The organism is Streptomyces sp. NPDC002176 (assembly GCF_044903645.1).
Lineage (GTDB): Bacteria > Actinomycetota > Actinomycetes > Streptomycetales > Streptomycetaceae > Streptomyces.
The window spans coordinates 520,782-533,953 of the sequence record NZ_JBJDQW010000003.1 but is presented as its reverse complement, the minus strand read 5'-3'; the positions used below and the strand labels follow the sequence as shown (position 1 = coordinate 533,953).

The 13,172-nt window shown below is 73.6% G+C and carries 13 protein-coding genes; 4 read left to right on the top strand and 9 right to left on the bottom strand.

Features of this window, described 5'->3' with window-relative positions:
- The first annotated feature begins 69 nt into the window (after positions 1 to 69).
- Positions 70 to 618, top strand: coding sequence for a hypothetical protein (locus ACI2LY_RS16230; RefSeq protein WP_404707697.1), 549 nt, complete (start codon positions 70 to 72; stop codon positions 616 to 618).
- On the opposite strand, the gene ACI2LY_RS16225 is transcribed toward ACI2LY_RS16230, so the two are convergent.
- The 8 genes from ACI2LY_RS16225 to ACI2LY_RS16190 all read right to left on the bottom strand — a co-directional run bounded on the left by ACI2LY_RS16225 (position 615) and on the right by ACI2LY_RS16190 (position 9,449).
- A complete protein-coding gene (locus ACI2LY_RS16225) occupies positions 615 to 1,364 on the bottom strand; it encodes a class I SAM-dependent methyltransferase (RefSeq protein ID WP_404707696.1) in 750 nt (249 codons plus the stop codon). The two genes, ACI2LY_RS16230 and ACI2LY_RS16225, sit on opposite strands and share 4 nt — an antisense overlap.
- A gap of 116 nt (positions 1,365 to 1,480) precedes the next feature.
- Positions 1,481 to 2,299 carry a DUF5336 domain-containing protein gene (locus ACI2LY_RS16220; RefSeq protein WP_404707695.1) on the bottom strand — a complete coding sequence of 273 codons (819 nt, stop codon included), beginning with the start codon at positions 2,297 to 2,299 and terminating at the stop codon, positions 1,481 to 1,483.
- Between the two features lie 85 nt (positions 2,300 to 2,384).
- Positions 2,385 to 3,269, bottom strand: coding sequence for an N-acetylmuramoyl-L-alanine amidase (locus ACI2LY_RS16215; protein ID WP_404707694.1), 885 nt, complete (start codon positions 3,267 to 3,269; stop codon positions 2,385 to 2,387).
- 52 nt (positions 3,270 to 3,321) lie between these two features.
- Positions 3,322 to 3,972 (bottom strand): class I SAM-dependent methyltransferase, encoded by a 651-nt coding sequence (locus ACI2LY_RS16210; RefSeq protein ID WP_404707693.1) that lies wholly within the window; start codon positions 3,970 to 3,972, stop codon positions 3,322 to 3,324.
- A 99-nt stretch (positions 3,973 to 4,071) separates the two neighbouring features.
- Positions 4,072 to 5,817 carry an MFS transporter gene (locus tag ACI2LY_RS16205; protein WP_404707692.1) on the bottom strand — a complete coding sequence of 582 codons (1,746 nt, stop codon included), beginning with the start codon at positions 5,815 to 5,817 and terminating at the stop codon, positions 4,072 to 4,074.
- Between the two features lie 127 nt (positions 5,818 to 5,944).
- Positions 5,945 to 6,556: a response regulator gene (locus ACI2LY_RS16200; protein WP_404707691.1), complete on the bottom strand. Its 612-nt coding sequence runs from the start codon at positions 6,554 to 6,556 to the stop codon at positions 5,945 to 5,947.
- A 31-nt stretch (positions 6,557 to 6,587) separates the two neighbouring features.
- On the bottom strand, positions 6,588 to 7,778 hold the full coding sequence (locus ACI2LY_RS16195; RefSeq protein ID WP_404708153.1) for a sensor histidine kinase: 1,191 nt from the start codon (positions 7,776 to 7,778) through the stop codon (positions 6,588 to 6,590).
- 543 nt (positions 7,779 to 8,321) lie between these two features.
- Complete coding sequence (locus ACI2LY_RS16190) at positions 8,322 to 9,449, bottom strand: hypothetical protein (protein WP_404707690.1); 1,128 nt, start codon at positions 9,447 to 9,449, stop codon at positions 8,322 to 8,324.
- Between the two features lie 185 nt (positions 9,450 to 9,634).
- On the opposite strand from ACI2LY_RS16190, the gene ACI2LY_RS16185 reads away from it, so the two are divergent.
- Genes ACI2LY_RS16185 through ACI2LY_RS16175 form a run of 3 tightly spaced genes read left to right on the top strand, consistent with a single transcriptional unit; the run spans position 9,635 to position 12,530 of the window.
- The gene (locus ACI2LY_RS16185; RefSeq protein WP_404707689.1) at positions 9,635 to 10,501 is read left to right on the top strand and encodes a Nif3-like dinuclear metal center hexameric protein; all 867 of its coding nucleotides are present in this window, start codon (positions 9,635 to 9,637) and stop codon (positions 10,499 to 10,501) included.
- Entirely contained in the window at positions 10,498 to 11,241 is a 744-nt protein-coding gene (locus ACI2LY_RS16180) for a zinc ribbon domain-containing protein (protein ID WP_388994437.1), read from the top strand. The genes ACI2LY_RS16185 and ACI2LY_RS16180 overlap by 4 nt, the downstream gene beginning before the upstream one ends.
- 23 nt (positions 11,242 to 11,264) lie before the next feature.
- Positions 11,265 to 12,530, top strand: coding sequence for a bifunctional RNase H/acid phosphatase (locus ACI2LY_RS16175; RefSeq protein ID WP_404707688.1), 1,266 nt, complete (start codon positions 11,265 to 11,267; stop codon positions 12,528 to 12,530).
- Here the strand turns inward: ACI2LY_RS16175 and ACI2LY_RS16170 are convergent.
- On the bottom strand, positions 12,502 to 13,143 hold the full coding sequence (locus ACI2LY_RS16170) for a bifunctional 4-hydroxy-2-oxoglutarate aldolase/2-dehydro-3-deoxy-phosphogluconate aldolase (RefSeq protein WP_404707687.1): 642 nt from the start codon (positions 13,141 to 13,143) through the stop codon (positions 12,502 to 12,504). The two genes, ACI2LY_RS16175 and ACI2LY_RS16170, sit on opposite strands and share 29 nt — an antisense overlap.
- Positions 13,144 to 13,172 lie beyond the last annotated feature (29 nt).

The window sequence follows — 13,172 nt, the reverse complement described above, 5'->3', positions numbered from 1 at the left end:
GTGGCCCGGAGGCCGGGCAAGGCTTCGGACCAGAGACACCCGCTCGGGGAATCACGTCCGGAGGACCGCGTGCCCGTTCCGCTGCGCCGCACCTGGGTGGCGCTCATCTTGTGCTGCGCCCTGCTGGCCGGTACCGCCGCCTGCGGCAGTGACGACAAGACCAGCACCAAGACCCCCGCCGCGGCCACCCCGAGCCCCAGCACGTCCGCCGAACGCCAGAAGTTCGCCAAGACCCGCTTCGTCGCCAACGCGGGCCTCGCGGCCGGGGCGACCTACCAGTGGATCGTGAAGCCCTGGCGGGCGGGCACCTTCAAGAAGGGTGCCGACGGCCGCAAGGTGGCCCTCGTCAAGGCCGGACTCGCCGGTGCCTTCGCCTACAACCGGCTCAAGGCCGCCCAGAAGAACGCCCAGGGCGACCCCACTCTCGCCAAGGCGCTCGCCCCGCTCACCGCGGGCATCGAGAGTCTGAAGAACCTGCCGTCCAAACTGCGCAACGGCGATACGGACGCGATGAGTTCGTTCGAGGACACCATCAACGAGGTGAAGAGCGCCGGCGCGAGTGCGGGTGCCCCGGTCAAGGACCAGGTGCCGTCCTCCTCGGACCTCTCCAAGGGCTAGAGAACATCCTGTTTGTGGGTCACCCAGAGCAGTTCCGCGGGCCAGCGGTGTGCCCAGTCGGGCGGGTCGGTCTCGTTGTAGCCGTTGGGTGTTCCGACTCCGGGCCGTGGCTCGATGAGGTCGTCGATGAGGAGACCCGCGCCGCGCAGGACCCTGACCCAGTCGCCGTAGGTGAGCTGATAGCTGGTCGCGCCGTCGCCCTCGGCGATGGTGTCCAGCCCGAAGTAGTCCTGCCGCAGCGTCGTGGTCACGCGGGCGGCGGGCTCGTCGTAGCAGGCTTCGAACCAGGGGCTGGCGACGTTGAACACCAGCCGCCCGCCCCGGCGCAGGACGCGGGCGGCCTCGGGGACCGCCAGGTGCGGGGGCGCCCAGCTGAGCCCGCCGAAGTCGCAGAACACCAGGTCGAAGCTGTCGGCGGCGAACGGGAGCCGCTCGGCGGCGCCCTGCACCAGCGGATAGCGGGCCGCTCCCATCGCCCCGGCCGCCGCGGCGAGTTGGGCTTCGGACAGGTCGAGCCCGACCACGGCGGCGCCCTCGGCGGCCAGCGCCCGGGACCACTGGCCCGCACCGCAGCCGAGTTCGAGGACGCGCTTGCCGGTGACGTCGCCCAGGGCACGCAGCTGCGCGTCGGGGATGGAGTACATGCCCCACAGCCGGGGCGCGGCGCCGATCCGCGGGTCGTGCGCGCGCTGGTAGGTGCCGCTGATCCGGTTCCAGAGCCGCCGGTTGGCGGGGATGCTGTCCACGCGCCGACTCCAGCACCGTCCGCCGGGGGCGGTCAACACGATTAGGGCCGGGCCCGGAACGGCGACGGCCCCCCGCCCGGAAGGGGCGAGGGGCCGTGCACGACGGTCCGGGGGGCTCAGCCGCGCTGGATGCCCGAGGTGTCCTGGAGGACACCGCGACGGCCGTCCTGGGTCTGCGCGACCAGCGCGTCACCGCGGTGCTCGACCGCCAGGTACCAGGTGCCGGGAGCCAGCTCGGCGACCGGGCTGGGCGAACCGTCCTCCGCGTACAGCGGGCGGGCCACCGGCACGGCGAACCAGAACGGGGAGAAGGCGGCGGGCGGCTGCTGCTGCTGCGCCGGAGCACCCTGCCCGAATGCCTGGCTCTGCTGCTGCCCCTGCTGCGGCTGACCGCCGAACGACGCGGCCTGGGCGCCGGGGTAGCCGTAGCCCTGGGGCGGCTGGGCGCCGTACGGCTGCGGGGCGACGGGCTTCGGCGCCGGGATCAGCCCGGCCTGCAGCGCCGGGACGAGCGGGGTGGCGATGGCGGCGCCCGCCATCAGCAGCGTCGCGACCAGCGCCAGGATCAGGCCGGTACCGGCGCTCGGCGACTTCGAGCCGGAGGCGATGTTGTCCAGGCCGCCCACGGGATCGATCACATTGCCCAGCGCGCTCCACGCGGCGAACACCGCGAACGCCACGCCGACGACGCCGAGTTCGAGACCGGCGACCTTGCGGGGCTGCGGCAGCGCGCGGGCGGTGACGACGAGCGCGGCCGCGATCAGCCCTGCCAGGACGACGCTGAGCAGGACCGGGCCGCTCTCCCAGAGGTTCGGCATGTCGACGTCGCCGGAAAGGTCGTCGTACGAAAAGTTGTCGAAGAACGACGCGATGAGCAGCAGCAGCGCCGCTCCGATCACCACGCCGTCGCCTCTGGTGAGGGATCGGATATTCACTTCATCAGGTCCTTCGTAGGTCGTCTCGTCGTCGGTAGACAGTACCGTCCGTGTGATCCGCCGTGCGGACGGTTTCGCCCGGCGGTCACGACTCGTGCAGGAAACTCACGATTCCCTCAGAGATCCCCTGCGCGGCCTTCTGCCGCCAGGGACCGCTGGTCAGCAGGGCGACATCGGACTTGTCCCGCATGTTCCCGCACTCGATGAACACCTTCGGAACCGTTGACAGATTGAGACCGCCGAGGTCCGTGCGCGTGACCATCCCGGTGCCGTCGCCCAGATAGTTGGAGAAGGGCTCACCGGTGGCCCGGCGGTAGCCGTCCGCGACCCGCGCGCCCAGCTTCTTGGAGGGGGCGACGATCGGCCGGGTGTCCGCGGCGCCCGCGTGCACCGCGCCCGGCATGATCACATGGAAACCGTGGTTGCCCTCGGCCGAGCCGTCCGCGTGCAGCGAGATCGCCGCGTCCGCGTGGGCGGTGTTGCCGATCCGGGCCCGCTCGTCCACGCACGGCCCCCACTTCCGGTCGCCGTCGTGGGTCAGCTTCACCGTGGCGCCCTGCTTCTCCAGCAGCGCCCGCAGCCGGTGGGCGACGTCGAGGGTGAACTTCGCCTCCGGATAACCGGCGTTGGTGGCGGTACCGGTGGTGTCGCACTCCTTCTTGCCGTTGCCGACATCGACCTGCTTGTTGATCTCGGCCGTGTGCTGGAAGTTGCCCGTGTTGTGGCCGGGGTCGATGACGACGACCTTCCCGGCGAGCGAGCCCGTACTCGGTGAGGGACTACTCGTGCCGCCCGGCGCCGCGGACGCCGACGGGCTCGCGGCGGCCGCCGGGCGGTCCGGCTCGTCGCCGAGCGCCGACCAGCCCAGCCAGCCCAGCAGGGCGACCGGCACCAGCGCGGCGAACGTGAGGGTCAGCGCGCGCCGGGAGCGCGGCTGGGGGGCTTCGTCTTCCGGGCCTTCGTACGACACCCGGCCACCCTAACGGCAGGACCGGCCCGGCCCGCGCATCCCTGACGGCTCGTCAGATGCCGTCCCCGGTGCGCTTCAGCACCCGCAGCGAACCCGTCGCGGAGACCTCGGTGAAGGCTCCCGACGCCAGCGCCCGGAGGTACACGCGGTAGGGCGCCTGGCCGGTGAACTCGTCCTCCGGCTCCGGGAACACGTCGTGGATGACCAGCAGGCCGCCGGGCGCGAGGTGCGGGGCCCAGCCCTCGTAGTCGGCGTTCGCGTGCTCGTCGGTGTGGCCGCCGTCCACGAACACCAGCGCCACGGGGGAGTTCCACACCGCGGCGACCCGCGGGGAGCGGCCGACCAGCGCGATCACATGGTCCTCCAGGCCCGCCCGGTGCAGGGTGCGGCGGAAGGTGGGCAGGGTGTCCATCAGGCCGATCTCGGGGTCGACGGTCTCCGGGTCGTGGTAGTCCCAGCCCGGCTGCTGCTCCTCGCTGCCCCGGTGGTGGTCGACGGTGAGCGCGGTGACCCCGGCCCTACGGGCGGCGTCCGCGAGCAGGAGGGTGGAGCGCCCGCAGTAGGTGCCGACCTCCAGCAGCGGCAGCCCCAGCCGCCCGGCCTCCACCGCCGCCGCGTACAGCGCCAGCCCCTCGTCCACGGGCATGAACCCCTTCGCCGCCTCGAACGCGACCAGGATCTCGGGCTTCTGTACCGCGGGCATGGGGGTTCCTCTCGACGTACGTCCTTCTCGGCGCCTCATGCTGCCGCACCCCCCGCCGAGGAACGACGGGGGGTGCGGTGGCGGGGGACTCGTACGGGGTTACGCCGTGACGGTCTCGCCCGGCAGCGGCAGGTCCAGCTCGACCGGGCGCTCGTCCCCGGCGTGCGTGGCCGCCGAGGCCAGCGGGCCGTGCCCGGCGGCGCGGGCGGCCAGCACGTACGGGCCCTCGGACGGCACCGCGAGGGCGTAGCCGCCGTCATGGCCGGACAGGGTGGAGCCCGCCTGGCGGCCCCGGCGGTCGATCAGGGTGACCTTGGCGCGGGCCACCGGGGCGCCGGACGCGTCCAGCACCCGGCCCCGGAAACCGCGCAGCACCTCCTCGGCGCGCTCCAGCACCGCGTCCTCCTCGCTGCTGGCCCGCAGCTGGGTGTGCGGAGGGGTCGGACGCGGGGTGCGCGGCAGGAACAGCGCGAGCGTCAGGCCCACCAGCACGGCCGCGGTGGCGATCAGGAACGACACCCGGAACCCGTGCATCGTCGGCACCGTGACCCCGCCCATGTCGTGCGCGGTGTTGGCCAGCACCATGCCGATGACGGCGCTGGAGACCGAGGTGCCGATGGAGCGCATCAAGGTGTTGAGACCGTTGGCGGCACCCGTCTCGGAGGCCGGGACCGCGCCCACGATCAGCGCGGGCAGCGAGGAGTAGGCCAGGCCGATGCCCGCGCCGAGGACCACCGAGGTGATGATCGTCTGCCAGGCGGCGTGCATCAGGCCGAGCCCGCCCGCGTAGCCGACGGCGATGACCAGCAGGCCGATGATCAGGGTCGTCCGGGGTCCGTAGCGGGCCGAGAGGCGGGCGTAGACCGGGGCGGTGAACATCATCGTCAGGCCCAGCGGAGCCACGCACAGACCCGCGACCACCATCGACTGACCGAGGCCGTAGCCGGTGGCGGTGGGGAGCTGGAGCAGCTGGGGGAGGACCAGCGAGACGACGTAGAAGCTGACGCCGACCATGATCGAGGCGAGGTTGGTGAGCAGCACCTCGCGGCGGGCGGTGGTGCGCAGGTCGACCAGCGGGGCCGGTACGCGCAGCTCGTACACGCCCCACAGCAGCAGCACGGCGAGCGCGCCGCCGAACAGGCCGAGCGTGGTGCCGGAGGACCAGCCCCAGTCGCTGCCCTTGGTGATCGGCAGCAGGAGCAGCACCAGTCCGGCGGAGAGGCCGACGGCGCCCGGGTAGTCGAAGGAGCCCTTCGCGCGGGCCGGGGACTCGGGGACGACGAGCAGGGTGAGGCCGATGGCGAGCGCGCCCAGCCCGGCGGCGCCGTAGAACAGGGCGTGCCAGTCGGTGTGCTGGGCGACCAAGGCGGCGGCGGGCAGCGCGAGACCGCCGCCGACGCCGATCGAGGAACTCATCAGCGCCATGGCCGAGGCGAGCCGCTCACGCGGGAGCATGTCGCGCATCAGGCCGATGCCCAGCGGGATCGCGCCCATGGCGAAGCCCTGGAGGACCCGGCCCACGATCATCAGGAGCAGCTGGCTGGTGAAGGCGCTGACCAGCGCGCCGACCACCATCACGGACAGGCTGAGGATCAGCATCCGGCGCTTGCCGTACAGGTCGCCGAGGCGGCCCATGATCGGGGTGGCGACGGCGCCGGAGAGCAGGGTGGAGGTGAGGACCCAGGTCGCGTTGCTCGGCTCGGTGCCGAGCAGCTGCGGCAGGTCCTTGATGACCGGCACGAGCAGGGTCTGCATCACCGCGACCACGATGCCCGCGAAGGCGAGCACCGGGACGACGGCCCCGCCCGCTCTCCTGGTGGCGTGGTCGGGCGTGGTGTGGGTCATGGAAATGGGGTCCTCCCGCGTGAATACGTGCAGGGTGAACCTCGTATGCACGGGAAACTATTCCGTTGCTTCGGGACGCTAATGAATCCTTGACCGAGACATGGGTTTCTGACCGGGTGTCAGTGCTTTACAGCCAGCCGCGCTGACGGGCTTCTCTCACGGCCTCGGCCCGATTGCGGGTGCCGGTCTTGCCGATCGCCGAGGAGAGGTAGTTGCGGACCGTGGACTCCGAGAGGTGCAGCCGGGCGGCGATGTCGGCGACCGTCGCGCCGTCCACGGAGGCGGTCAGCACCTCGCACTCCCTTGCCGTGAGCGGATTCGGTCCGGCGCTCAGCGCGGCCGCCGCCAGCACCGGGTCGACCACCGTCTCCCCGGCCAGCACCCGGCGCACCGCCCGGGCCAGCTCCTCCACCGGGCCGTCCTTGACCAGGAACCCGGCCGCCCCCGCCTCCATCGCCCGGCGCAGATAGCCCGGCCGCCCGAACGTGGTCAGGATCAGCACCCGGCACCCGGGCACCCGCTCCCGCAGCAGCGCGGCCGCGTCCAGACCGCTCAGGCCCGGCAGCTCGATGTCCAGCAGCGCCACGTCCGGCCGGTGCTCCACGGCGGCCGCCACGATCGCGTCCCCCGCCGACACCTGCGCGACCACCTCGATGTCGTCCTCCATGCCCAGCAGCAGGGCCAGGGCGCCGCGCATCATGCCCTGGTCCTCGGCCAGCAGGAGCCGGATCTCGTTCACCGCGCCAGGGTAACGAGGGGACGCCCGGCCGTCAGGACTCCAGCGCGACCGGCACCGCGTCCTCGGCACACGGGTCCGGCGGACCCACCGGCAGCTCCGCCGTCACCGTGAAGCCGCCCTGTGGCGCCGGACCGGCCGTCAGCGAACCGCCCGCCGTGGCCAGGCGCTCGGTCAGCCCCGTCAGGCCGTTGCCGTCGGTGCCCGCGACCGCCGGGCCGGTGCCGTCGTCGGTGACGGTGAGCCGGACCCGTTCCTCCGCGCTTTCCACGGTGATCTCGCAGCGGGTCGCGCGGCTGTGCCGGACCACGTTGGTCACCGCCTCGCGCACCACCCAGCCGAGCAGCGCCTCGGTCTGCGGGGCCAGCGGCGCCCCCGTCTGCCGGACCACCGGCTCCACGCTCGCCGCCGCCAGCGCCGAACGGGCCCGGGTCAGCTCGGTGGACAGGCTGCCCTCGCGGTAACCGGTCACCGCCTCCCGGATCTCGGTCAGCGCCTGCCGTCCCACCGACTCGATGTCCCCGATCTGCGCCAGCGCCGCGTCCAGGTCCCGCCCGGCCAGCCGCCGCGCTGCCTCCGACTTCACCACGATCACCGACAGCGTGTGCCCCAGCAGGTCGTGCAGATCGCGGGAGAACCGCAGCCGCTCCTTCTCCACCGCCCGCCGCGCCAGCTCCTCCCGCGCCGCCCGCAGCTCCCGCACCGCCTCCGACAGGCTCAGGATCGCCGCCGTGACCATGCAGGACAGGAAGGTCGCGTACCCGATGTTCGGCGCCTCCCGCCAGCCTTCGCGCAGGCCCGCGAGAACCGCGCCGTACGCCGCGAGCAGCAGCCCGATCCGCCCCAGGTACCGGCCACGCAGGGTGGCGCCCGTGGCGAGGCCCAGCAGCGGGAAGAACAGCAGCCAGTTCCCGCCGTAACCGACCGCCAGCCCCGTGGTCAGCAGGCCCATCGTCAGCAGCGCCAGCCGGGTCGAGAGGGACTCGCGCTTGACGCGGTCGAAGGCGCGGAACGTGACGTAGATGTAGAGCGAGTTGAAGGTGAACAGACCCAGGCCGCCGATCCACGGACTCTCGGTCTTGCCCTGGAGGAGGTTGGAGAACGAGCCCAGGCCCATCAGCAGCCAGGGCAGCAGCGCGAAGCCGGTCGGCGGGGGTCCCGCGTGCCCGACGCGCCGCGCCCGCCTCGCCCCGGCCCGGCGCCGCGCCCGCGCCCACCACGTCATGTCCGTGTCCCTCGGCTTCTCCCGCCCCACCGCGTCCCGCCGGTCGGCGGGTCGACGCTCCAGGGTAGGGAACGAGAGCCGCTGCCCGCGTCGGGACGACGATCGCGTCTGTGTCATGTCTACGACGGTAGAAGCGGGCAGCGGCCCCGGGCAGAGGCGTACGTACGGACTCCGGCAGTACAAATGTCCCGGCCGGGAAAGGCGGAGGGGCGGGGTGCGAGCCATCCGGCCCGTACCCCGCCCCTCGCCGTATCGATCAGACAGCCGTGTCGCCGGTCCCGCCGGACGGACGGCGATGGCGCCCGTGGGGGGTGCTCTCCCCGTCCCGGTCGGTGACCGGGCCCCGGTGGCGACCGTGCCCATCCGCCTCTGCGGAGACGGATTCCGGCTGGTGGAGCCCGGAATCCGCGGATGCGGACAGCGGCTGCGTCGTGCTGGTGTCGGTCATCGGAAGCATTCACCCCGTCAACATGATCGTCTTGCAGCCGGGAGAGTGTAACCAACCCACCGGGGGTCCGGTCCAGGCGGCCATGCCGATCTCCGCTACCCCACCGCGACCTTGCCGAGCGGGGCCTCCCGCAGCGGGACCGGGCGCGGGGCCGGAGGCTCCTCCGGTTCCGCGGGCTCCTGCTCCTCGATGGCCGCCTCCGCCCCCGGCGGGTTCAGCTCCGCCACCCCGCACGGCGTCTGCGCCGTGGCGTACGGCAGCCGCAGCACCCCCTCCGCCGTCCACAGCCCCGACCCCGCCAGCCAGCCCTCGGGCGCGGGCAGGTGCCGTACCCGGCGCTCGGCCGGGCGCCAGGTGCCCACCCACGTGCCCAGCGGGCCGTCCACCCGCAGCGCCACCGCGCAGTTCTCCGGCGTCAGCACCTGGCCCGGCTGGATGGCGAACGGTGTCACCACGCAGTCCGGCAGCCGCAGCGCGCCGGGGAAGCGGACCGGCAGCGTGCCGCCCATCACCCCCCAGCCCAATCGTTCCTGCCCCGGCGAGGCCGCGTCCGAGGAGATCACCACCAGCCCGCTGTCCGGGTCGGCCAGCAGCAGCCGGTCGTCGCTGTCGGGCGTGATCTGGAGCAGCGGCGAGACCGCGCCGTCCCGCCCCAGGTCCACCACGACCGTCTTGGTCCGGCCGCCCAGCTCCCGGTCGAGCGCCAGCATCCGCCCCGCCGTGTCCAGCCAGACCCCGCCCGAGCACCGCCCCGGCACCTGGGCCACCCGCTCCGGCCCGGCGGCGCCCCCCGCCACCAGCCACACCGCCGTGGACGTCTCGCACACCGCCAGCGCGTACGCCCGCTCGCCCCCCGGCGCGGGCGGCAGCAGCGTGACGTAGGTGTCGGCGTCGCACTCGACCGCGCCCACCTGGAGCTCACCGGTGCCGGGACCGGTCGGGTACAGCAGGGAGAAGGCGTGCCGCCGGTCCACCAGGCGGTGGATCAGCACCCGCCCGTCGCCCATCGGCTGCACCTCGGTGCCCGGCTCCTCCGGCTGGCCGCCGGGCAGCGGCACCGCGTACGGCTCCGGGCCGTCCAGCGTCCAGCGCTCCGGGAACCAGCTCTCGCCGTCCAGCGCGAGCCGCGCGGCGTACGCGCCGTCCGCCGTGATGGCGTACCGCGTCGTGGGCGCCTCGTGTTCCGCACCGGTCGACGGGGATTCGATCGCACAGGCCGTCATCGTTCGGTCACCTCCGGCGACGAAGCTAGTTTTCGTACGCACGGCCGGGGGGCCGGGTCCGGCCCACTTCACACATACGGGTGGCGCAGAAGCGATTCCTCTGAGGAAAGGGCGGGGGTGGGCGTACCGGCCCGAGGCCGCCGTACGCGGTACGGCCCCCCTGGACGGACAGGTAGCCTTTCCTCGTGCCCCGTCTGTCTGAAGTCATCGCCGCGCTGGAGACCCTGTGGCCCGCCGAGCGGGCCGAGTCCTGGGACGCGGTCGGCACGGTCGTGGGCGATCCCGGCCAGGAGGTCACCCGCGTCCTGTTCGCCGTGGACCCGGTCCAGGAGGTCGCCGACGAGGCCGTACGGCTCGGCGCCGACCTGCTCGTCACCCACCACCCGCTCTATCTGCGGGGGACGACCACGGTGGCCGCCGACACCCCCAAGGGCCGGGTCGTGCACACGCTGATCAAGAACGACGTCGCCCTGCACGTCGCGCACACCAACGCCGACAAGGCCGACCCCGGAGTCTCCGACGCCCTCGCGGGCGCGCTGGACCTCCGGGTCACCGGCCCCCTCGTGCCCGACCCCGACGACCCGGACGGGCGCCGGGGCCTGGGCCGGATCTGCGAGCTGGACCACCCGCTGACCGTCCGCGAACTGGCCGAGCGCGCCGCCGAGCGGCTGCCCGCCACCGCGCAGGGCATCCGGGTGGCCGGCGACCCCGACGCCGTCGTGCGCAAGGTCGCCGTCAGCGGCGGCTCCGGCGACAGCCTCTTCGACCGGGTCCGCGCGGCCGGTGTGGACGCCTTCCTCACCGCCGACCTGCGCCACCACCCGGCATCCGAGTTCGCCGCGTCCGTCGGAGAGCGCCCCCTCGCGCTCATCGACGCGGCCCACTGGGCCACCGAGTGGCCCTGGTGCGAGCTGGCCGCGGCCGAACTCGACCAGATCTCCGACCGTCACGGCTGGGGCCTCCGGGTCCACGTGTCCACGACGGTCACCGACCCCTGGACCGCCCACGCGGCGTCCCCCGTCACCTCTAGCCCCATGGGAGCCCCCAACTGAACGCCGAGCCCGCCGACCAGATCCGACTCCTCGACGTCCAGGCCCTCGACGTCCGCCTGCAGCAGCTCGCGTACAAGCGGACGTCGCTCCCGGAGCACGCCGAGATCGAGACGCTGGGCAAGGACCTCGTCCAGCTGCGCGACCTGCTGGTGGCCGCGCAGACCGAGGAGGGTGACTGCGCCCGCGAGCAGACCAAGGCCGAGCAGGACGTGGACCAGGTGCGCCGCCGCGCCACCCGCGACCAGCAGCGCCTGGACTCCGGCGCGGTCAGCTCGCCCAAGGACCTCGCCAGCCTCCAGCACGAGATCACCTCCCTCGCCAAGCGCCAGGGCGACCTGGAGGACGTCGTCCTCGAGGTCATGGAGCGCCGTGAGTCCGCCCAGGCACGGGTCGCCGAGCTGACCGAGCGCGTCGCCTCCGTGCAGGCCAAGACCGACGACGCCACCGGGCGCCGCGACGCCGCGTTCCGCGAGCTGGACGACGAGGCCGCCGCGGTGACCAAGGAGCGCGAGGTCGTCTCCGCCTCCGTCCCGGCCGACCTCCTCAAGCTCTACGACCGTCTGCGCGGCCAGGGCGGCGGTGTCGGCGCGGCCAAGCTGTACGCCCGTACCTGCCAGGGCTGCCGCCAGGAGCTGGCGATCACGGAGCTGAGCGAGATCCGCGCGGCCGCGCGCAACGCCGTGGTCCGCTGCGAGAACTGCCACCGCATTTTGGTGCGCACGGCGGAGTCGGGTCTGTAGTCGGACTGTAGGGAGCGCTGGGCGTGCGGGAGTTCGTGGTCGAGGCCGACGGCGGGTCGCGCGGCAACCCCGGCCCGGCCGGGTACGGGGCCGCGGTGAGTGACGCGGCCACGGGGGAGACCCTGGCCGAGGCCGCCGAGTTCATCGGCGTCGCCACCAACAACGTCGCCGAGTACCGGGGCCTCCTCGCGGGCCTGCGCGCCGCCCACGCCCTCGACCCCGAGGCGCGGGTCGCCGTCCGGATGGACTCCAAGCTCGTCGTCGAGCAGATGTCGGGCCGCTGGAAGATCAAGCACCCCGACATGCGGCCGCTGGCCACCGAGGCCCGCTCGGTCTTCCCGCCCGGCCGGGTCACCTACGAGTGGATTCCGCGCGAGCGCAACAAGCACGCGGACCGGCTGGCCAACGAGGCGATGGACGCGGGGGCGAAGGGCGAGACGTGGACGCCTCGGGTTCCGGCGGTTCTTGAGCCCGAGGGTCCCCCGGGGGACGCCCGGGCCGGGGCAGCGGCCGCAAGGGCAGCTCTGTCCAAGGGGCGGGCCGTACCCGCTGCCGAGCCGGTGGAGTCGCCCGATGCCGCGCGGAGCGACACCCGTGCCGCCCGTACCGTCGCCTCCGCGACCACCACCTCCTCGCCCGGCTGGAGCGCCGCTCCCGATCTCGGGGCGCCCGCCACCTTCGTGCTGCTGCGGCACGGGGAGACGCCGCTCACCCCGCAGAAGCGGTTCTCCGGGAGCGGGGGGAGCGATCCCGCGCTGTCCGAGGTGGGGCGGGAGCAGGCCCGGCTGGTGGCCGGGTCGCTGGCGCGGCGGGGGACCGTGCAGGCGGTCGTCGCCTCGCCGCTGGCCCGTACGCGGGAGACCGCCGCGATCGTCGCCGCCCGGCTCGGGCTGGACGTGAGCGTCGACGACGGGCTGCGCGAGACGGACTTCGGCGCGTGGGAGGGGCTGACCTTCGGGGAGGCCCGCGAGCGCTACCCCGACGACCTGAACGCCTGGCTAGGCGACCCCGAGGCGCGTCCCACCGGTGGCGGGGAGAGCTTCGCGGAGACCGCCGAGCGGATCGAGGAGGCCCGCGCCCGGCTGGTCGCCGAGTACAAGGGCCGTACGGTCCTGCTGGTCACCCATGTCACGCCGATCAAGACCCTGCTGCGGCTCGCCCTGGGCGCTCCGCCGGAGTCCCTGTTCCGGATGGAGCTGTCGGCCGCCTCGCTGTCGGCGGTGGCGTACTACGGCGACGGCAACGCGAGCGTACGGCTCTTCAACGACACGTCCCACCTGCGTCCCTGAGCCCGGCCGCACCCCGCGCCAGCTCCTCGATCCGGGCCCAGTCCCCGGCGGCCACCGCGTCCGCCGGGACCATCCAACTGCCGCCCACACAGCCCACGTTGGGCAGCGCCAGATACTCCGGCGCACTCGCCTCGGCGATCCCGCCCGTGGGACAGAAGCGGGCGTCGGGCAGCGGCCCGGCGAGCGACTTCAGATACGCCGTACCGCCCGCCGCCTGGGCCGGGAAGAACTTCATCTCGCGTACCCCGCGCTCCAGCAGCGCCACCACCTCGGAGGTGGTCGACACCCCCGGCAGGAACGGCACCCCTGACCCCCGCATCGCCGCGAGCAGTGACTCGGTCCAGCCGGGGGAGACCAGGAACCGCGCCCCGGCCGCCACGCACCGGGTCACCTGCTCCGGCGTGATCACCGTCCCGGCACCCACCACCGCCTCGGGCACCTCCGCCGCGATGGCCCGGATGCTGTCCAGCGCGGCGGGCGTACGCAGCGTGACCTCGATCGCGGGCAGCCCCCCGGCGACCAGCGCCCGCGCCAGCGGCACGGCGTCGGCGGCGTCGGAGAGCACGACGACGGGGAGGACGGGCGCGAGATCCAGTACGGAGGGTGAGGTCATGGACGCCATCGTGCCCAGGGGGAGCAGCG